Genomic DNA, 18,899 nt, shown 5'->3' with positions numbered 1-18,899 from the left:
CAGCACGACTTCACACGACTGCACGAAGGGGAAGCCATGACAGCGACGACCGACGGAAGCCCCGGGGCCCTGCCGCCCCGTGCTGCCGCGGCCAGCGAAACCGACATCACCACCCCCGTGGCGGCCGGGGTACAAGAAGCCGCCGTGCGCGCGGTGCGGCGCGCCACCGACTTCCTGCTCGCCCGGCAGGACGTCGAGGGCTGGTGGAAGGGCGACCTCGAGACGAACGTCACGATGGACGCCGAGGACCTGCTGCTCCGCCAGTTCCTGGGCATCCGTGACGAGGCCACCACCCAGGCGGCCGCCCTCTTCATCCGCGGCGAACAGCGCGACGACGGCACCTGGGCCACCTTCTACGGCGGCCCGCCCGAACTCTCCACCACCATCGAGGCGTACGTCGCCCTCCGCCTGGCCGGCGACGCCCCCGACGCGCCCCACATGGCCAGGGCCTCGGAGTGGGTCCGAGACCACGGAGGCATCGCCGCCGCCCGGGTCTTCACCCGGATCTGGCTGGCTCTCTTCGGCTGGTGGAAGTGGGAGGACCTGCCCGAACTCCCGCCGGAACTGCTGTACTTCCCCAAGTGGTTCCCGCTCAGCATCTACAACTTCGGCTGCTGGGCCCGGCAGACGATCGTCCCGCTCACCGTCGTCTCGGCCAAGCGCCCGGTCCGCCCCGCGCCCTTCCCGCTCGACGAGCTGCACACCGACCCGGCCGACCCCAACCCGCCCAGGCCCCTCGCCCCGGTGAACAGTTGGGACGGGCTCTTCCAGCGGCTCGACAAGGTCGTCCGCGGCTACCGCAGGGTGGCGGTGCGCAGACTGCGCAGGTCCGCCATGAACTCCGCCGCCCGCTGGATCATCGAGCGCCAGGAGAACGACGGCTGCTGGGGCGGCATCCAGCCCCCGGCCGTGTACTCGGTGATCGCCCTGTATCTGCTCGGCTACGACCTCGAGCACCCCGTGATGCGCGAGGGACTGAAGTCCCTGGATCGTTACGCCGTGTGGCGCGAGGACGGCGCCCGGATGATCGAGGCCTGCCAGTCCCCGGTGTGGGACACCTGCCTGGCCACCATCGCCCTGGCCGACGCGGGACTCCCGGCCGACCATCCCCAACTCGTCAAGGCCGCCGACTGGATGCTCGGCGAGCAGGTCGTACGGCCCGGCGACTGGTCCGTGCGCAGGCCCCAGCTGCCCCCGGGCGGCTGGGCGTTCGAGTTCCACAACGACAACTATCCCGACATCGACGACACCGCCGAAGTCGTCCTCGCGCTGCGCCGGGTCCGGCACCACGACCCTCAGCGGGTGGAGAAGGCGATCGGGCGTGGGGTGCGCTGGAACCTCGGGATGCAGTCGAGGAACGGCGCCTGGGGCGCCTTCGACGTCGACAACACCAGCCCGTTCCCCAACCAGCTCCCGTTCTGCGACTTCGGCGAGGTCATCGACCCGCCGTCGGCCGACGTCACCGCGCACGTCGTCGAGATGCTCGCCGTCGAGGGTCTCTCCCACGACCCGCGCACCCGGCGCGGCATCGAGTGGCTGCTCGCCGAACAGGAGCCGGACGGCTCGTGGTTCGGCCGCTGGGGGGTCAACTACATCTACGGCACCGGGTCGGTGGTCCCCGCACTGACCGCGGCCGGCCTGCCCACCCAGCACCCCGCCGTCCGCAGGGCGGTCGCCTGGCTGGAGCGGGTCCAGAACGACGACGGCGGCTGGGGCGAGGACCTGCGCTCCTACCACGACGCGGCCCGCTGGAGCGGCCGCGGCGCCTCGACCGCCTCCCAGACGGCCTGGGCGCTGATGGCGCTCCTCGCGGCGGGGGAGAAGGACTCCAAGGCCGTCGAACGGGGCGTCGCCTGGCTCGCCGAGACCCAGCGGGAGGACGGCTCCTGGGACGAGCCGTACTTCACCGGCACCGGCTTCCCCTGGGACTTCTCCATCAACTACCACCTCTACCGGCAGGTCTTCCCGCTCACCGCGCTCGGCCGGTACGTCCACGGGGAGCCGTTCAGCAAGAAGCCCCAGCCGGTTTCCGGTGCGGCGACTTCCGCAGAGGCCGAGGGGAGCTGAATGAGCACGCAGCCCGTCCGGGCCCCGCTGCTGATCGCCTGCGCGCTGGGCATCGAGCACCTCGCCCTGCGCATGGGCGACCGCAGCGGGGCCGACGGGCCCGTCACCGTCCTGCGCACGGGCATGGGACCGAAGGCGGCCGAGCGCTCCGTCACCCGGGTCCTCGCCGACCCGGTGCTCGGGGGTGCCGCCGTGCTGGCCACGGGCTTCTGCGCCGGGCTCGCCCCCGGCATGCACCCCGGCGACCTGGTCGTCGCCGAGGAGACCCGCGACCCGCGCGGCACCGTCCCCTGTGTCGGCACCGAGCTGCTCGTCAAGGAACTCGGCCGCACCCTGCCCGGGCGCACCGTCCACACCGGACCCCTCACCGGCTCCGACCACGTCGTACGCGGTCATGAACGCGCCGATCTGCTGGCGACCGGCGCGATCGCCGTCGACATGGAGTCGGCGGCGACGCTCCTGAGCGCCGTGCGCGCGGACGGGCGCCCGGTTGCGGCCGTCCGGGTGGTCGTGGACGCTCCAGAACATGAACTCGTCCGGATCGGCACGGTGCGCGGTGGAATATCGGCTTTCCGTGTCCTTCGTTCCGTCCTGCCTGCATTCTTCGAATGGCACCGTAATGTGCTGCTCCCCCGGAGGTGAGCCGAATGGCCATGCCGCTGCGCCAGTCCATCAAGGTCGCTACATACCTGGCCGAACAGAAGATCCGCAAGCGGGACAAGTTCCCGCTGATCGTCGAGCTGGAACCCCTCTTCGCCTGCAATCTGAAGTGCGAGGGCTGCGGAAAGATCCAGCATCCGGCCGGGGTGCTCAAGCAGCGCATGCCGGTCGCCCAGGCCGTGGGCGCGGTGCTGGAGTCCGGTGCGCCGATGGTGTCCATCGCGGGCGGTGAGCCGTTGATGCACCCTCAGATCGACGAGATCGTGCGGCAGTTGGTGGCGAAGAGGAAGTACGTCTTCCTCTGCACCAACGCCATGCTGCTGCGCAAGAAGATGGACATGTTCAAGCCGTCCCCCTACTTCGCCTTCGCCGTGCACATCGACGGGCTGCGGGAGCGGCACGACGAGTCGGTGGCGAAGGAGGGCGTGTTCGACGAGGCGGTGGCGGCGATCAAGGAGGCCAAGCGGCGCGGCTTCCGGGTCACCACCAACTCGACGTTCTTCAACACCGACACCCCGCAGACCGTCGTCGAGGTCCTCAACTTCCTCAACGACGACCTCCACGTCGACGAGATGATGATCTCGCCCGCCTACGCCTACGAGAAGGCGCCCGACCAGGAGCACTTCCTGGGCGTGGAACAGACCCGCGAGCTGTTCAAGAAGGCCTTCTCCGGCGGCAACCGGCGCCGCTGGCGGCTCAACCACTCGCCGCTCTTCCTGGACTTCCTGGAGGGCAAGGTCGACTTCCCGTGCACGGCGTGGGCGATCCCGAACTACTCGCTCTTCGGCTGGCAGCGTCCCTGCTACCTGATGAGCGACGGGTACGTGCCGACGTACCGGGAGCTGATCGAGAAGACCGACTGGGACAAGTACGGACGCGGCAAGGACCCGCGCTGCGCCAACTGCATGGCGCACTGCGGCTACGAGCCCACCGCCGTCCTCGCCACCATGGGCTCGCTGAAGGAGTCCCTGCGCGCCATGCGCGAGACGGTCTCCGGAAACCGGGAGTGACGTCATGACCGCCATCCCCTTGGGCGTCCCCGAGGTGCCGGCCCGTCCGATCGCCGAGCGGCGTGTGTCGCGGCAGATCCACGTCGGGCCGGTGGCGGTCGGGGGCGGGGCCCCGGTGTCGGTGCAGTCGATGACGACGACGCGTACGTCGGACATCGGCGCCACCCTCCAGCAGATCGCCGAACTGACCGCGTCCGGCTGCCAGATCGTCCGGGTCGCCTGTCCCACGCAGGACGACGCCGACGCCCTGTCGACGATCGCCCGCAAGTCGCAGATCCCGGTGATCGCGGACATCCACTTCCAGCCGAAGTACGTGTTCGCCGCGATCGAGGCGGGCTGCGCGGCCGTCCGCGTCAATCCCGGCAACATCAAGCAGTTCGACGACAAGGTCAAGGAGATCGCGAAGGCCGCGAAGGACCACGGCACCCCGATCCGCATCGGGGTCAACGCCGGTTCGCTGGACCGCCGTCTGCTCCTCAAGTACGGCAGGGCGACCCCGGAGGCGCTGGTCGAGTCGGCGCTGTGGGAGGCGTCGCTCTTCGAGGAGCACGACTTCCGCGACATCAAGATCTCGGTCAAGCACAACGACCCGGTCGTGATGATCGAGGCCTACCGCCAGCTGGCCGCCCAGTGCGACTACCCCCTCCACCTCGGCGTCACGGAGGCGGGCCCGGCGTTCCAGGGCACGATCAAGTCCGCGGTGGCCTTCGGTGCCCTGCTCTCCCAGGGCATCGGCGACACCATCCGCGTCTCGCTGAGCGCCCCGCCCGTCGAAGAGGTCAAGGTCGGCAACCAGATCCTGGAGTCCCTGAACCTCAGGCAGCGCGGCCTGGAGATCGTCTCCTGCCCGTCGTGCGGGCGGGCCCAGGTCGACGTCTACAAGCTGGCCGAGGAGGTCACGGCGGGCCTCACCGGCATGGAGGTCCCGTTGCGGGTCGCCGTCATGGGGTGCGTGGTGAACGGACCCGGTGAGGCGCGGGAGGCCGACCTCGGCGTCGCCTCCGGCAACGGCAAGGGGCAGATCTTCGTCAGGGGCGAGGTCATCAAGACCGTCCCCGAGTCGAAGATCGTGGAGACGCTCATCGAGGAGGCGATGAAGATCGCCGAGCAGATGGAGCAGGACGGCGTCGCGGCGGGGGAGCCGGCCGTCACCGTGAGCTGAACAGCACGGACCGAAGGGGGCCCGATCGTGACGATCCTGGAGAACATCCGGCAACCACGCGACCTTAAGGCGCTGTCCGAGCCCGAACTCGGCGAACTGACCGAGGAGATCAGGGACTTCCTGGTGCACGCGGTCGCCAGAACCGGCGGACACCTCGGGCCCAATCTGGGGGTGGTGGAACTCACCGTCGCCCTCCACCGGGTCTTCGAGTCACCGGTCGACCGCATCCTGTGGGACACCGGTCACCAGAGCTACGTGCACAAGCTTCTGACGGGACGTCAGGACTTCTCCAAGCTGCGCGGCAAGGGCGGCCTGTCGGGCTACCCGTCGCGTGAGGAGTCCGAGCACGACGTCATCGAGAACAGCCATGCCTCCACCGCCCTCGGCTGGGCCGACGGACTCGCCAAGGCCCGTCAGGTGCAGGGCGAGAAGGGCCATGTCGTCGCGGTCATCGGCGACGGCGCGCTCACCGGCGGGATGGCCTGGGAGGCGCTGAACAACATCGCGGCCGCCAAGGACCGGCCGCTCATCATCGTCGTCAACGACAACGAGCGCTCGTACGCGCCGACCATAGGCGGGCTCGCCAACCACCTGGCGACACTGCGCACCACCGACGGCTACGAGAAGGTCCTGGCCTGGGGGAAGGACGTACTGCTGCGGACCCCCCTCGTCGGGCACACCGTCTACGAGTCGCTGCACGGCGCGAAGAAGGGCTTCAAGGACGCCTTCGCCCCGCAGGGCATGTTCGAGGACCTCGGGCTGAAGTACGTCGGACCGATCGACGGGCACGACATCAAGGCCGTCGAGTCGGCGCTGCGGCGCGCCAAGCGGTTCCACGGCCCGGTGCTGGTGCACTGTCTGACCGAGAAGGGGCGCGGCTACGAGCCGGCCCTCGCGCACGAGGAGGACCACTTCCACACCGTCGGGGTGATGGACCCGCTCACCTGCGCCCCGCTGGTGCCCTCGAGCGGGCCGTCCTGGACGTCCGTCTTCGGCGACGAGATCGCGCGCATCGGCGAGGAACGCGACGACGTCGTGGCGATCACGGCGGCCATGCTGCATCCCGTGGGGCTCGGCCCGTTCGCCGAGCGCTTCCCGGACCGCGTGTGGGACGTCGGCATCGCCGAGCAGCACGCGGCCGTCAGCGCGGCGGGCCTGGCGACCGGAGGGCTGCATCCTGTCGTCGCCGTCTACGCCACCTTCCTCAACCGGGCCTTCGACCAGTTGCTGATGGACGTGGCGCTGCACCGGTGCGGGGTGACGTTCGTGCTGGACCGGGCCGGTGTCACCGGCGTGGACGGGGCGTCCCACAACGGCATGTGGGACATGTCCGTCCTCCAGGTGGTCCCGGGGCTCAGGATCGCCGCGCCGCGCGACGCCGACCAGCTGCGCGCCCAGCTGCGGGAGGCGGTCGCGGTGGACGACGCGCCGACCCTGGTCCGTTTCCCGAAGGAGTCGGTCGGGCCGGAGATCCCGGCGGTCGGCACGGTGGGCGGCATGGACGTGCTGCACCGCACCGACGGGGCGGACGTGCTGCTGGTGGCCGTCGGTGTCATGGCACCGGTGTGTCTGCAGGCCGCCGAGCTGCTGACGGCCCGCGGGATCAACTGCACGGTCGTCGACCCCCGTTGGGTCAAACCCGTCGACCCGGCCCTGCCGGGTCTCGCCGCCGAACACCGGCTGGTGGCCGTCGTCGAGGACAACAGCCGTGCCGCCGGGGTGGGTTCGGCGGTGGCCCTGGCCCTGGGCGACGCCGAAGTCGACGTACCCGTACGGCGGTTCGGGATCCCGGAACAGTTCCTCGCGCACGCCAAGCGCGGCGAGGTGCTCGCCGACATCGGCCTGACGCCGGTGGAGATCGCCGGACGGATCGGTGCGAGCCTGGCCGTCAAGGAAGCCGGTGGCCCAGTCAAGGAGAAGGACGCATGACCAAGGAGTTCGACCTCGGCGCCCTCCTGGCCGAGCGCGGAGCCGAGCGCTATGAGCTGCACACCAGGTACCTCAACCACCAGCTCCCGCGCATGCTGCACACCATCGGCTTCGACAAGGTCTACGAGAGGGCCGAGGGCGCCCACTTCTGGGACGCGGACGGCAACGACTACCTGGACATGCTCGCCGGGTTCGGGGTGATGGGCCTGGGCCGCCACCACCCCGTCGTCCGCAAGGCGCTGCACGACGTCCTCGACGCCTCCCTCGCCGACCTCACCCGCTTCGACTGCCAGCCGCTGCCCGGACTGCTGGCCGAGCGGCTGCTCGCCCACAGCCCGCACCTGGACCGGGTGTTCTTCGGCAACAGCGGCACCGAGGCCGTCGAGACCGCGCTGAAGTTCGCCCGCCGGGCCACCGGCAGGCCCCGGATCCTCTACTGCGACCACGCCTTCCACGGCCTCACCACCGGCTCCCTCTCGGTCAACGGCGAGGACGGCTTCCGTGACGGCTTCGCCCCGCTGCTGCCCGACACGGCCGTACCGCTCGGCGATCTCGACGCACTGGCAAGGGAGGTGAGGAAGGGCGACGTGGCCGCCCTGATCGTCGAGCCGATCCAGGGCAAGGGCGTGCACGAGGCCCCGCCCGGCTACCTGCGCGCCGCTCAGGAGCTGCTGCACCGGCACAAGGCGCTGCTCATCGCCGACGAGGTGCAGACCGGCCTCGGCAGGACCGGCGACTTCTACGCCTACCAGCACGAGGACGGCGTGGAGCCGGACCTGGTCTGTGTGGCCAAGGCGCTCTCCGGCGGATACGTCCCGGTGGGTGCCACGCTCGGCAAGGACTGGATCTTCAAGAAGGTCTTCTCGTCGATCGACCGCGTCCTGGTCCACTCGGCGAGCTTCGGCTCCAACGCCCAGGCCATGGCGGCCGGTCTGGCGGTGCTGTCGGTGATGGAGAACGAGCAGATCGTCGCCAACGCGCGCCTCACGGGCGACCGCCTGCAGTCCCGGCTGGCCGCGCTCGTCGACACGTACGAACTGCTGGCCGACGTGCGCGGCCGGGGCCTGATGATCGGCATCGAGTTCGGCAGGCCCAAGTCACTGGGGCTGCGCAGCCGGTGGGCCATGCTGCAGACCGCGCGCAAGGGGCTCTTCGCCCAGATGGTGGTCGTCCCGCTCCTCCAACGGCACCGGATCCTCACCCAGGTCTCCGGGGACCACCTGGAGGTGATCAAGCTCATTCCGCCGCTGGTCATCGATGAGCAGGACGTGGACCGGTTCGTCGACGCCTTCACCGAGGTGATGGACGACGCCCACAACGGGGGCGGCCTGATGTGGGACTTCGGCAAGACGCTGATCAAGCAGGCGGTGGCCAACCGGTGAGCGTCTGAGGCCGGGCTTTTGCCTCTGAGGCAAGAAATTTGCCCCTGAGGCAAAAGCCCGGCTGAATGAACGCATGAGTTCGCCCCAGTCGCAGTCCGAGCCCGAGGACCTTCCGGTCGTCGCCCCGCAGTTGCGGTCCCTGCGCCGCCGGGCCGCCCTCACCCTGGAGGCCGCCGCCCGTGCCGCCGGGCTGTCGCCCGCCCACCTCTCCCGTCTGGAGACCGGGCAGCGCCAGCCCTCCCTGCCGATGCTGCTCGCACTCGCGCGTGTCTACGGTACGACGGTCTCCGAGCTGCTGGGCGAGACGGTCGCCGACCGGGACGCCGTAGTCCGCGCCGCCGACATGGAACCGACCCACGCGGGCGGCTGGACGTACTGGCAGGCCGGCGCGTCCGGGCGCGGCATGCAGGCCCTGCGCGTGCATGTCCCCTACGGCTCCCAGGGCGACATCGTGCGGGTGCACCCGGGGGAGGAGTGGCTGCACGTCCTGCGGGGGCGGCTCCGGCTGCGCCTCGGGGACACCGCCCATCTGCTCGGGCCCGGTGACAGCGCGCACTTCGACTCGCTGACCCCGCACCGCCTCGCCGCGCAGGACCCCGACGGGGTCGATCTGCTCTTCGTCCACACCCTGCTGCAGAGCCCGACGGCCACGCTGTGTCTGGGCCCCACCCCTGGAGAGATGCCATGAGCGACATCGAGGAACGGTTCCCGCGCAGCCTCTGGATCCGGCTGATCATCTACATCGCGGTGGGGCACGTCCTCGCGGCGTTCATCTGGCTGCTGTTCGAGGTGGGGGCGAACCAGTAGCAACCTCCGGGGGCCGTCTCAGTCGAGCAGCCGCTCCCGCAGCCGCTCCCTGGTCTCGGGCGCGAGCCCGAGGCCCCGTTCCAGGTAGGTGTCCACGTCGCCCCAGGTCTCCTCGATGGTCTCCATCGCCGTCATGAGGTACTCCTCGCGGGCGTCGAAGAGGGGGCTGAGCAACTCCATCACCTCGGGGGTGTAGGCGGTCTCCGGCGAGCCGCCCCGGCGGACCTTGTAGCGGCGGTGCTTGGCGTTGGACTCCAGGTAGTCCGCGAGGATCGCCTCCTGCCGCACGCCGAGGGCGAGCAGTGTCACCGCGATGGACAGGCCGGCGCGGTCCTTGCCGGCCGCGCAGTGCATCAGGGCCGGGACGCTGTCCTCGGCGAGCGCGTGCAGCACCCGCGAATGCTCGGCCGTGCGCTGGGTGATGATCTTGCGGTAGGAGGCGATCATCCGGCCGACGGCCTTGCCGTCGCCGAGTGTCCGGCGCAGCTGCTCGATGTCGCCGTCACGGACCATCCGCCAGAACTCGGCGCCGTCCGCCGGGTCCGACAGCGGCATGTTCACATTGCGCACGCCCGGCAGCTCGACGTCCGGGCCCTCCAGCTTGTGGTCGGCCGCGTTGCGGAAGTCGAAGATCGTGTGCAGACCCAGGGAGGACAGGAACGCGGCGTCCTCGTCGGTCGCGTGCGCGAGATGGCCGCTGCGGAACAGCACACCGTGCCGCACCCGCCGCCCGTCGACGGTCGGCAGACCGCCCACGTCACGGAAATTGCGCACACCGGCCAGCTCGGGCTCGGTCGACGGGATCTGCTGCGTCACGGGGCTCCCTCCCGGGTCGGGCACCGCCGGCGCGGCTCGTGGTGGCCGACGGGACCTCCTCGACGATACGACATGGCTTCCTTGGGCAACTGGTTGTCCACAGGGGGACGAGTCCTCTCGTCTCCCCAGGTGAACGGTTTCTCCACAGACGTTGCCGGGCAGGGCGCGCGCATCCGATGATGTTGGGGCTTGATCGCACCTGTTCGAATCAGTGGGGGTTTGATGCCCGAGACCGTGAAGCCCGAGATCGCCGCGGGCGACCGCACCTGGCTCCTTTCGGGGCCGACGAGCAGCTACGCCCTCCACCTCACCGAGGCCGACGAGCTGATCCATCTGCACTGGGGGCCGAGGATCGCGCTCGCCGACGCCGAGGCCCTGGCCGCCTTCCCGCGCCAGGGCCGCGCGTCCTTCGAGGCCCCGCTGGACGGCCACGAGGAGTACCCGGCGGAGGGCGGCCCCCGCTTCGTCCGGCCCGCCCTGTCCGTGCGCACCCCCGAGCGCCGGGGCACCGAGTGGGTCTTCGAGGCGTACGAGACCGACGACGCCGGAGACCCCGAGGGCGCCGGGCTGCGCCTGCGCTTCCGGGACGGGGGACTGGCGATCACGCTGCACTACCGGATGCGGGGCGATGTCGTAGAACGCTGGACGACGCTCCTCAACGAGGGCGAGGAGCCGGTGGAACTGCTGCGCGCCGACTCCGCCACCTGGACGCTGCCCGAGCGGGACGGCTGGCGGCTGTCCCAGCTGCACGGCCGCTGGGCCGCCGAGTCGCGGCTGGTGCAGGCCCCCCTCACCTACGGCGAGAAGGTCATCGGCAGCCGCCGCGGCCACACCGGCCACCAGCATCTGCCCTGGGTCGCCCTCGACACCGACGCCACCGAGGAGCGCGGCGAGGTCTACAGCTGTGCCCTCGGCTGGTCCGGCTCCTGGCGCATCGCCGTCGCCCAACTCCCGGACGCGCGCGTGCAGATCACCGGCGGCGCCGGCTACGACGACTCGGGCCTGTTGCGCCTGGCGGCGGGGGAGTCCTTCACCACACCCCTCTTCGCAGGCCTGTGGAGCGACGGCGGCCACGGTGGCGCCAGCCGGACCTGGCACTCCTACCAGCTCGCCCACATCGTCCCGGACGCCGGGCAGGACCGGCCGGTGCTCTTCAACTCCTGGGAGGCCACCTTCTTCGACATCTCCGAGGAGCAGCAGGCGACCCTGGCCCGGCGTGCCGCCGCGATCGGCGTCGAGCTGTTCGTCGTCGACGACGGCTGGTTCGGGGCCCGCACCGGAGACCACGCCGGGCTCGGCGACTGGCGGCCCAACCCGGACCGCTTCCCGAAGGGCCTGAAGCCCCTCGCGGACTACGTGCACGCGCTGGGCATGCAGTTCGGCATCTGGGTCGAGCCCGAGATGGTCAACCCGGACAGCGAGCTGTACCGGGCCCACCCCGACTGGGTTCAGTACCAACCGGGACGAAAGCGGACGGAGTTCCGCAATCAGCTGATGTTGAACCTCGCGCGCGAGGACGTCCAGGAGTACCTCTGGCAGCAGCTCGACGGCCTCCTCTCCAGCGCCCCCATCGACTACGTGAAGTGGGACTTCAACCGCTGCTTCACCGACGCCGGCTGGCCGGACGACCCCTACCCGCAGCGCCTCTGGGTCGACCACGTGCGAGCCCTGTACGCCCTCCTGGACCGGCTGCGGGCGGCCCACCCGGGTGTCGCCTTCGAGTCCTGCTCCGGCGGCGGCGGACGGATCGACCTCGGCATCCTGAGCCGCACCGACCAGGTGTGGACCTCCGACAACACCGACCCCCTGGACCGGCTCGACATCCAGCACGGCTTCAGCCAGATCCACCCCGCCCGCGTGATGGCCGCCTGGGTCACCGACAGCCCCAACACCCAGCTGAACGGCCGGATCAGCTCGCTGCGCTTCCGCTTCGTCAGTGCCATGGCCGGTGTGCTCGGCGTCGGCGGGGATCTCTCCGAGTGGACCGAGGAGGAGCTCGCCGAGGCCCGTGAGTGGGTCGGCCTCTACAAGGAGATCCGGCCCCTGGTGCAGCACGGCGACCTGTACCGGCTGCGACCCCCGACGGGCGGCCTGAGCGCCGTCCAGTACGTCCGCGGTGACGAGACCGTCGTCCTCGCCTGGCTCCAGGCGCAGCGCTACGGCGAGCCCGTTCCCGCGCTGCGGCTGCGCGGCCTGGACCCGACAGCATCGTACGAATGCCGTGAAACGGGCGAAGTTCACCGGGGGGCGGTGCTGCTCCACCATGGGCTGAGGACCGGGCTGCGCGGCGACCTTGATGCGACGGTTATCCGACTGCGTCGCATCTGAGGTTTCTGTCCGAAATGAATCCTTAGTTCCAACTCGCTCTGCAATAAGGGATCCTGGAGAGGTGTCACGTGAGCAGCGTCATATTCGTGACCCTATGTCGTCCGTCATGTCCACGTAATCACTGGGCTTTTCCAGGGCGTTAGCCCAAAAAACGTGTGCTGGATGCACGGAGCGTCACCGGGAATTCTCACAGCGGATCAAGAGAAAGGCGTTGTCGGGGCAACCTCTGCTTGTTCCCGTGCGTCGTGGTCGCTTACGTTCCACACCAATCCGGACGGACGCCCAATCCTGCCGCCGTCCGGAATCCGCACACTCACCCGTACACGGCAGGAGCGGGGGACCCACAGGTAGAACCGCCTGTTCCGGTCCCGGAACAGGCTTGGGGTAAAGCCGCGCCTCGGCGCGGCCGGGCATCTCCAGTCCGCACCCGACAGCTCACCTCGCAGGCGCCGGAGAGGAATTCGTCATGCCCGCGAAGGGTAAGCACCGCCGCCCGAAGACCCAGCGCTTCACCCGTTCCATAGCCGTCGCCGGAACCGGTGGCGCAGCTCTCGCCCTTCCCCTCATGGGCGCCACCGGCGCTCACGCGGCCACCACGGAATCCGTTTCACAGACCGTTTCCCAGCCGGTCGCGCAGACGGTTTCCCAGTCGGTTTCGCAAAAGGCCGTCGAGGCCGCTCCGGTGACCCGGAAGACCGCCGCCGCGAAGACCTACACCGTCCGGGCCGGCGACTACCTCTCGAAGATCGCCGACGAGCAGAACGTCGGCGGCGGCTGGCAGAAGCTGTACGCGGACAACCGTGAGGCCGTCGGAGACGACCCCTCGCTGATCCACCCCGGCCTGAAGCTGTCGATCGGCAGGAAGGCCGCGTCCGGCGCCAAGTCCTCGTCCGGTTCGTCCGGTTCGCCCTCTTCTTCCTCGACCTCGTCCTCGTCGTCCTCGTCCTCGTCGTCCTCGAAGACCTCCGACTCGAAGGCGTCGTCGTCCTCGTCCTCTTCCTCTTCCTCGAAGGCGACCACCCGGGCGGCCGAGAGCGGCGCCAGTACCTCCAGCGGTTACACGCTCCCCGTGGCCGGCGCGACCGTCGGAACCGGTTACCGCGTGGCCGGCAGCATGTGGTCCAGCGGCTACCACACCGGTGTCGACTTCGTCGTCCCGACCGGCACTTCCCTCAAGGCCGTCGCCGCGGGCACGGTCGTCTCCGCCGGGTGGGGCGGCGCGTACGGCAACCAGGTCGTCATCAAGCTCAACGACGGCTACTACGCCCAGTACGCGCACCTGTCCCAGCTCTCCGTCTCGGCCGGCCAGACCGTGACCGCGGGCCAGCAGGTCGGCCTCTCCGGCGCGACCGGCAACGTGACCGGTCCGCACCTCCACTTCGAGATCCGCACCACGCCGAACTACGGCTCCGACGTGGACCCGGTCGCCTACCTCCGCTCCCACGGCGTCGCCGTCGGCTGACCCCGCCGACGACGACCTCCGTCCCCCACGCCTGACACGCGGCCGAAGGCCGGACCCCGATCCCCGGGTCCGGCCTTCGGTGTGTCCGGATGCCGCCACTTCGCCCCGTCGACAGACGGGACGGAAGAGCGACATAGTGATTCCCGATCAGGGAGCAAGCGCTTTCTGCAGAGGCTGTCCACGAGCGGGAGTGAAGGAGTCGATCGACATGACGACCAGGCGCAGAGCACTCGGAGCCCTCGCCGCAGGCGCCGCCCTGGCCGCCCTCGCCCCCGCCGGGGCGGCCGGTGCCTCGCCCCGGCATCGCAGGCTCGTCGCCCACGACGACTTCCGCCGCGGCCTGCGCCAGTGGGTCGTGGAGCTGGAGAACGGCGGGACCGTCACGGCCTCCCGGGGGATCCTGGAGGTCGATGTGCCCGCCGGGGCGACCGTCTGGTTCAAGCGGTCGCTCCAAGGGCCGTACGTCCTCGAATACGTCGCCACGCCCGTCTCCGCGGGCGGGGTCAACGACCGCGTCTCCGACCTCAACAACTTCTGGAACGCCGTAGACGTCCGCTCCCCTGACGACCTCTTCGCCGTCCGGCGCGGCGGCGCGCTCGCCGAGTACGACTATCTCAAGACCTATTACGTCGGTTACGGCGCCAACACCAACACCACCACCCGGCTGCGCCGCTACGTCGGCCAGGCGGGCGTGCGGCCGTTGATCCACGACTACACCGAGCCGCTGCTCGTCGCGAACGAGCCGAACCACGTACGGATCGTCTCCGATGGCTCCACCGTGCGGTGGTGGAACAACGGGCGGCTCGTCTTCGACTACGCCGACCCGGAGCCGTACCGGGGCGGGCACTTCGCCTTCCGGACCACCTGGAGCCACTTCCGGATCAGTGACTTCCGGGTCTGGTCCCTATTCCCTGATGGGCACATTCTTTAGGAGTGGCTTATCTCACCGTCCGTCAACCCTTTCCTACGATCGCGTAGGTCACTTTCGAGGGGAATGATGATCCGCTGTGGCAGACGATTCGAAGAGTGACAACAGATCAGTGATCGGGTCGTACGTGGCGGTGGGGGACAGCTTCACCGAGGGCGTCGGCGACCCCGGCCCCGACGGGGCGTTCGTCGGCTGGGCCGACCGGTTCGCGGTACTGCTCGCCGACCGGCGCCCCGAAGGCGACTTCACCTACACCAACCTGGCGGTGCGTGGGAAACTGCTCGACCAGATCGTGGAGGACCAGCTTCCGCGCGCCGTCGAGCTCGCCCCGGACCTGGTGTCCTTCTGCGCGGGCGGCAACGACATCATCCGGCCCGGGACCGACCCGGACGAGGTGGCCGAGCGCTTCGAGCGCGCGATCGCCGCGCTGACCGCCGTCGCCGGGACGGTCATGGTGACGACCGGCTTCGACACCCGGGGTGTTCCCGTGCTCAAGCACCTGCGCGGGAAGATCGCCACGTACAACGGGCATGTGCGGGCGGTCGCGGACCGGTACGGGTGTCCGGTGCTCGACCTGTGGTCCCTGAAGTCCGTGCAGGACCGGCGGGCTTGGGACCACGACCGGCTGCATCTGTCTCCCGAGGGGCACACGCGGGTGGCGCTGCGGGCCGGGCAGGTGCTCGGGCTGGAGGTGCCGGCGGATCCGGAGCAGGCGTGGCCGCCGCTGCCGCCCCGGGGGACGCTTGAGGTGCGCAGGGACGACGTGCAGTGGGCTCGGGAGTACCTCGTGCCGTGGATCGGGCGGCGGCTGCGGGGGGAGTCGTCGGGGGACCATGTGACGGCGAAGGGCGCGCTGTCCCCGGACGACATCAGGATGCGGATCGCCGCGGTGGCGTGAGGCTTCGGGCGCGGCGGGGTCCTTCGCCCCCCGCCGCTCCTACCCGTTCCCGTCCCCCGGGGGCTCCGCGCCCGGACTCCCGTCCGGGCCTCGAGGGGCCTCGTCCTCGGCCGCCGGACGGGTCGAGAGCTCCAGTTCTCGTGACAGTGCCGCGTCCACCCACTCCTGCGCCCTGGCCCGGGAGACCGCGCCCTCGTAGGACGTCAGTTGGACGGCCAGGCCGTCCAGGAGGGCGGTCAGGCGCAGGGCGGTGGCGGACGGGTCCGGGCAGGTGAACTCGCCTGCCGCCACGCCCTCGGCGATCACCGCGGCCAGGGCCGCCTTCCACTCCCGGTCGAGGTCGCGGGCGACCTCCCGCAGCGCGGGCTCGCGCAGCGACACCGCCCAGCCCTCGATCCACAGCCGCCACCCCTTGGCCTGGCCGGTGGGCGCGTACCAGCGCACCGCCGACCGCAGGCGGCGCAGCGCCGTCGAACGGCGGCCGAGCAGCCTGCGCAGATGGGCCAGGTCGTCCTCGGCGGCGTACTGGAAGGCGGCGGCGACCAGCTTCTCCTTCGTCGAGAAGTGGTAGAGGACCAGCGCGTTGCTCACGCCGAGCGCCGCGGCCACGTCGGCGATCCTGACCGCCGCCACGCCCCGCGCCTCGATCTGCTCGATGGCGGCCCGCAGCAACTCCTCGCGCCGCTCGGCCACGTTCAACCGGACCCTCGCCACGCGCTCACCCTACACAGGGCCTGGGCCCTCGACCTGCGCCGACGTCCTCAGCGGTATCGGCCGAAGCGCTCCGCGATCACCGGCAGGCGCTCCGCCGCGATCGCGTGCGCGGCGGAGCGGGCAGTCGTGCCGTCCTTCGTCGCACGCGTCAGGACCAGCTCCACCAGGGCGCGCATCGAACGGCGCGTGTACGTGAAGGCCTCCTCCGCGTCCGCGCCGATGTCGCCGAACAGCGTCCACCACCACCAGGCGTTCGTCCCTGAGTTGACGACCACGTCCGGCAGGACGCTCACCCCGCGCGCGTGGAGCAGCGCCTCCGCCTCCGGCAGGACCGGCATGTTGGCCGCCTCGGCGATCCAGCGGGCGGTGATCCGCTCCTGCTCCTCCACCCCGATCGCGTAGGACACGGCGGCCGGCACCAGCACCTCCGCCGCCACCGACAGCCAGGCGTCGCCCGGCAGCTCGCGGTCGGCGGGGCGCAGGACCGCCCGGTCCACGGTGCCGTGCCCGTCCCGCGCGGCGAGCAGCGCCTCCACGTCGAGTCCGTCGGGGTTGGCGATCGTGCCCTTGACGTCGGCGACGGCCACGACCGTCAGCCCCGCGCGCGCGAGGAAGCGGGCCGTGGCGCCGCCCATGGTGCCGAGCCCCTGGAGCGCGACCCGTGTCCCGGCATACGGCACCCCCGCCCGGTCCAGGGCCGTCAGCACCGACTCGGCGACGCCGCAGCCGCCGACCAGCTCGTCCAGGCCGATGCCGTCCACCTCCACCTCGAAGGCGTCCGCGAGCCGGGCGCGGGCCGCCGTCTCGTCGTCGAGCAGCGGGTAGACGGCCTGCACGGACGAGACGAGTCCCGCCTCGGCGGCCGCCCGGTCCACCAGGTCCTGGGTCAGCCCCAGGTCCTCGCCGGTGGTCCAGCAGCTCTCCACGTACGGCCGCACCGCCCGCAGGTAGCGGACCAGCAGGCCGTACGCCTCCGGGTCCCGGGGGTCGCAGTCGATACCGCCCTTGGCGCCGCCCAGGGGGACGTAGCGCGCCCGGGGGTCGTAGTGCAGGGCCTCCTTGAGGCTCATCCCGCGCGCGAGGCCCGTCACCTCCTCCAGCGTGCAGCCCGCCCGCATCCGCAGACCCCCGCTGCACACACCGCGCACCAGCCGGTCGACGACCAGATGGCCCTGACGGCCGGTGATGTCGTCCGTCCAGGTGAGGGACACCAAAGGGGCGGCGGTCATGAGGTCTCCTCGAACGGCGTGTTACTGAACAGTGGGTCAGTATCGGGAGGTGGGGCGAGGGCTGTCAACGCGCTGCCGTAGGGGGCGACCATAATGGAATGCCTCAGCGACTCCACCTGGAGGTACCGTGTCCGGTTTCCGTTCCCTGAGCTCCGGGCTCCGTGGCTTGCAGCCCGAGGCCTTCGGCGCGGATCCGAGCGGTGAGCGCCTGGCGCGCATCCGCAGATCGCCCCACTTCGAGGACGGGGTCTTCCAGAACCCCGGCGGCCCCGCTCGCACCCGCCCCTCGGGTTCGATGCTGGACTTCGCCAAGGTCTTCTTCGACAAGGAGCAGCGGCCCCGCCGCGCCCCCGCGGGCACGGTCCCGGTGCACGCCACCACCCTCGCCGACCTCGCCAAGCCCCCGGCCACGGGACTGCGTGTGACCTGGATGGGCCATTCCAGCGTGCTCGCCGAGATCGACGGGCAGCGCGTGCTGTTCGACCCGGTCTGGGGCGAGCGCTGCTCACCGTTCTCCTTCGCGGGGCCCAAGCGGCTGCATCCGGTCCCGCTCCCGCTGGCCGCCCTGGGCCCGGTCGACGTCGTCGTCATCTCGCACGACCACTACGACCACCTGGACATGCCCACGATCAAGGCGCTGGCCGGCACGGACACGCTCTTCGCGGTGCCGCTCGGCGTCGGTGCACACCTCGAACACTGGGGCGTGTCCGCGGACCGGCTGCGTGAGCTGGACTGGCACGAGGCGACCAGGGTCGGCGGACTCACCCTCACCGCCACCCCCGCCCGCCACTTCTGCGGACGCGGTCTGCGCAACACCCAGCACACCCTGTGGGCCTCCTGGGTCGTCGCGGGCGAGGAGCACCGGGTCTTCCACAGCGGGGACACCGGCTACTTCGAGGGCTTCGAGGAGATCGGGGCCGGCCACGGCCCGTTCGACGTGACGATGATCCAGATCGGGGCGTACTCGGAGTTCTGGCCCGACATCCACATGACCCCCGAGGAGGGCGTGCGGGCCCACCTCGACCTCCAGGGCGGTCCCGGCGGCGTGCTGCTGCCGATCCACTGGGCCACCTTCAACCTCGCCACGCACGCCTGGACCGACCCGGGCGAGGGCACGCTGGCCGCCTCCCGCGCCGCAGGGGCGCGGATCGCCCTGCCGCGTGCGGGCGAGCCCTTCGAGCCCGGCGGGGAGAGCGTCCCGGCCGAGCCGTGGTGGCGCGGCGTGGCCCTCGCCCCGGCCGGTGGCTGGCGGCCCCTGGTCGAGGTGGTAGCGAAGGCCAAGGCTGATACGGAGAGTGATGTCCCGCAGGGTGCCGTCGAGGACGGCGAGGCCCCGGAGACGGTCCCGGCGAGCTGACGCGGGGTGCGGCGGCGTTCGCGGCGAGGGTCGGGGAGCGAAAGGCTTCCCGGCCCTCGCCGTTCGTGTGGGGTCACCTCTGAACAGGTCTGATCGGTTTCTTTCCCGCCCGTAACCCGTCGGTCGCGGGCTTATCGGGCTGTCGTACGA

16 protein-coding genes, 1 pseudogene and 1 riboswitch are annotated in these 18,899 nt (G+C 70.7%); of the genes and pseudogenes, 14 read left to right on the top strand and 3 right to left on the bottom strand.

All coding sequences use genetic code 11. From position 1 onward, the window contains the following. The first annotated feature begins 36 nt into the window (after nucleotides 1-36). The 8 genes from shc (at nucleotide 37) to ACIBVL_RS09195 (ending at nucleotide 9,017) form a co-directional block, all read left to right on the top strand. A complete protein-coding gene (shc, locus tag ACIBVL_RS09230; RefSeq protein WP_399094333.1) occupies nucleotides 37-2,067 on the top strand; it encodes a squalene--hopene cyclase in 2,031 nt (676 codons plus the stop codon). Then, on the top strand, nucleotides 2,068-2,709 hold the full coding sequence (locus tag ACIBVL_RS09225; RefSeq protein WP_399094330.1) for a 1-hydroxy-2-methyl-2-butenyl 4-diphosphate reductase: 642 nt from the start codon (nucleotides 2,068-2,070) through the stop codon (nucleotides 2,707-2,709). It begins immediately after the preceding gene. Between the two features lie 5 nt (nucleotides 2,710-2,714). After that, complete coding sequence (gene hpnH, locus ACIBVL_RS09220) at nucleotides 2,715-3,737, top strand: adenosyl-hopene transferase HpnH (protein WP_399094326.1); 1,023 nt, start codon at nucleotides 2,715-2,717, stop codon at nucleotides 3,735-3,737. A 4-nt stretch (nucleotides 3,738-3,741) separates the two neighbouring features. Further along, nucleotides 3,742-4,899, top strand: coding sequence for a flavodoxin-dependent (E)-4-hydroxy-3-methylbut-2-enyl-diphosphate synthase (gene ispG / locus ACIBVL_RS09215; RefSeq protein ID WP_399094323.1), 1,158 nt, complete (start codon nucleotides 3,742-3,744; stop codon nucleotides 4,897-4,899). A gap of 27 nt (nucleotides 4,900-4,926) precedes the next feature. Beyond that, nucleotides 4,927-6,828 (top strand): 1-deoxy-D-xylulose-5-phosphate synthase, encoded by a 1,902-nt coding sequence (gene dxs / locus ACIBVL_RS09210; protein ID WP_399094320.1) that lies wholly within the window; start codon nucleotides 4,927-4,929, stop codon nucleotides 6,826-6,828. After that, nucleotides 6,825-8,210, top strand: a complete 1,386-nt coding sequence (locus ACIBVL_RS09205) for an aspartate aminotransferase family protein (RefSeq protein WP_399094317.1) — start codon at nucleotides 6,825-6,827, stop codon at nucleotides 8,208-8,210. The genes dxs and ACIBVL_RS09205 overlap by 4 nt, the downstream gene beginning before the upstream one ends. A gap of 73 nt (nucleotides 8,211-8,283) precedes the next feature. After that, nucleotides 8,284-8,898, top strand: a complete 615-nt coding sequence (locus ACIBVL_RS09200; RefSeq protein WP_399094314.1) for a helix-turn-helix domain-containing protein — start codon at nucleotides 8,284-8,286, stop codon at nucleotides 8,896-8,898. Then, the gene (locus ACIBVL_RS09195) at nucleotides 8,895-9,017 is read left to right on the top strand and encodes a DUF6126 family protein (RefSeq protein WP_399094311.1); all 123 of its coding nucleotides are present in this window, start codon (nucleotides 8,895-8,897) and stop codon (nucleotides 9,015-9,017) included. The genes ACIBVL_RS09200 and ACIBVL_RS09195 overlap by 4 nt, the downstream gene beginning before the upstream one ends. Nucleotides 9,018-9,035: 18 nt before the next feature. On the opposite strand, the gene ACIBVL_RS09190 is transcribed toward ACIBVL_RS09195, so the two are convergent. Next, nucleotides 9,036-9,833, bottom strand: a complete 798-nt coding sequence (locus tag ACIBVL_RS09190; protein ID WP_399094308.1) for a tyrosine-protein phosphatase — start codon at nucleotides 9,831-9,833, stop codon at nucleotides 9,036-9,038. Nucleotides 9,834-10,055: 222 nt separating this feature from the next. Here ACIBVL_RS09190 and ACIBVL_RS09185 point away from each other — a divergent pair, with 222 nt between their 5' ends. The 5 genes and pseudogenes from ACIBVL_RS09185 to ACIBVL_RS09165 all read left to right on the top strand — a co-directional run bounded on the left by ACIBVL_RS09185 (nucleotide 10,056) and on the right by ACIBVL_RS09165 (nucleotide 15,449). Beyond that, entirely contained in the window at nucleotides 10,056-12,161 is a 2,106-nt protein-coding gene (locus tag ACIBVL_RS09185; protein ID WP_399094305.1) for an alpha-galactosidase, read from the top strand. 304 nt (nucleotides 12,162-12,465) lie between these two features. Beyond that, nucleotides 12,466-12,623, top strand: a riboswitch (cyclic di-AMP (ydaO/yuaA leader). Between the two features lie 4 nt (nucleotides 12,624-12,627). Further along, nucleotides 12,628-12,957 (top strand): annotated as a pseudogene (locus ACIBVL_RS09180) (peptidase); the annotation flags it as partial. A 318-nt stretch (nucleotides 12,958-13,275) separates the two neighbouring features. Next, on the top strand, nucleotides 13,276-13,623 hold the full coding sequence (locus ACIBVL_RS09175) for a M23 family metallopeptidase (protein ID WP_399094869.1): 348 nt from the start codon (nucleotides 13,276-13,278) through the stop codon (nucleotides 13,621-13,623). A gap of 208 nt (nucleotides 13,624-13,831) precedes the next feature. Beyond that, the gene (locus ACIBVL_RS09170) at nucleotides 13,832-14,554 is read left to right on the top strand and encodes a DUF6250 domain-containing protein (protein WP_399094302.1); all 723 of its coding nucleotides are present in this window, start codon (nucleotides 13,832-13,834) and stop codon (nucleotides 14,552-14,554) included. Nucleotides 14,555-14,663: 109 nt separating this feature from the next. Next, nucleotides 14,664-15,449: an SGNH/GDSL hydrolase family protein gene (locus tag ACIBVL_RS09165; protein WP_399094299.1), complete on the top strand. Its 786-nt coding sequence runs from the start codon at nucleotides 14,664-14,666 to the stop codon at nucleotides 15,447-15,449. 39 nt (nucleotides 15,450-15,488) lie between these two features. Here the strand turns inward: ACIBVL_RS09165 and ACIBVL_RS09160 are convergent, their stop codons facing one another. Beyond that, the gene (locus ACIBVL_RS09160; RefSeq protein WP_399094296.1) at nucleotides 15,489-16,163 is read right to left on the bottom strand and encodes a TetR/AcrR family transcriptional regulator; all 675 of its coding nucleotides are present in this window, start codon (nucleotides 16,161-16,163) and stop codon (nucleotides 15,489-15,491) included. 47 nt (nucleotides 16,164-16,210) lie between these two features. Then, nucleotides 16,211-17,392, bottom strand: a complete 1,182-nt coding sequence (locus ACIBVL_RS09155) for a Glu/Leu/Phe/Val dehydrogenase dimerization domain-containing protein (RefSeq protein WP_399094293.1) — start codon at nucleotides 17,390-17,392, stop codon at nucleotides 16,211-16,213. 127 nt (nucleotides 17,393-17,519) lie between these two features. Here ACIBVL_RS09155 and ACIBVL_RS09150 point away from each other — a divergent pair, with 127 nt between their 5' ends. Further along, nucleotides 17,520-18,749: an MBL fold metallo-hydrolase gene (locus ACIBVL_RS09150; protein WP_399094290.1), complete on the top strand. Its 1,230-nt coding sequence runs from the start codon at nucleotides 17,520-17,522 to the stop codon at nucleotides 18,747-18,749. The last annotated feature ends 150 nt before the right edge of the window (nucleotides 18,750-18,899 follow it).

This window comes from Streptomyces sp. NPDC049687 (assembly GCF_044465285.1).
Taxonomy (GTDB): Bacteria; Actinomycetota; Actinomycetes; order Streptomycetales; family Streptomycetaceae; genus Streptomyces.
This window is presented reverse-complemented; position numbering and strand designations above follow the sequence as displayed.

What these genes read in the sequence shown, in the direction of transcription:
- ACIBVL_RS09170 (WP_399094302.1), top strand. Translation starts at nt 13,832, where the DNA reads ATGACGACCAGGCGCAGAGCACTCGGAGCCCTCGCCGCAGGCGCCGCC.
- ACIBVL_RS09185 (WP_399094305.1), top strand. Translation starts at nt 10,056, where the DNA reads ATGCCCGAGACCGTGAAGCCCGAGATCGCCGCGGGCGACCGCACCTGG.
- ACIBVL_RS09195 (WP_399094311.1), top strand. Translation starts at nt 8,895, where the DNA reads ATGAGCGACATCGAGGAACGGTTCCCGCGCAGCCTCTGGATCCGGCTG.
- ACIBVL_RS09175 (WP_399094869.1), top strand. Translation starts at nt 13,276, where the DNA reads ATGTGGTCCAGCGGCTACCACACCGGTGTCGACTTCGTCGTCCCGACC.
- ACIBVL_RS09225 (WP_399094330.1), top strand. Translation starts at nt 2,068, where the DNA reads ATGAGCACGCAGCCCGTCCGGGCCCCGCTGCTGATCGCCTGCGCGCTG.
- ispG (WP_399094323.1), top strand. Translation starts at nt 3,742, where the DNA reads ATGACCGCCATCCCCTTGGGCGTCCCCGAGGTGCCGGCCCGTCCGATC.
- ACIBVL_RS09205 (WP_399094317.1), top strand. Translation starts at nt 6,825, where the DNA reads ATGACCAAGGAGTTCGACCTCGGCGCCCTCCTGGCCGAGCGCGGAGCC.
- hpnH (WP_399094326.1), top strand. Translation starts at nt 2,715, where the DNA reads ATGGCCATGCCGCTGCGCCAGTCCATCAAGGTCGCTACATACCTGGCC.
- shc (WP_399094333.1), top strand. Translation starts at nt 37, where the DNA reads ATGACAGCGACGACCGACGGAAGCCCCGGGGCCCTGCCGCCCCGTGCT.
- ACIBVL_RS09200 (WP_399094314.1), top strand. Translation starts at nt 8,284, where the DNA reads ATGAGTTCGCCCCAGTCGCAGTCCGAGCCCGAGGACCTTCCGGTCGTC.
- ACIBVL_RS09155 (WP_399094293.1), bottom strand. Translation starts at nt 17,392, where the DNA reads ATGACCGCCGCCCCTTTGGTGTCCCTCACCTGGACGGACGACATCACC.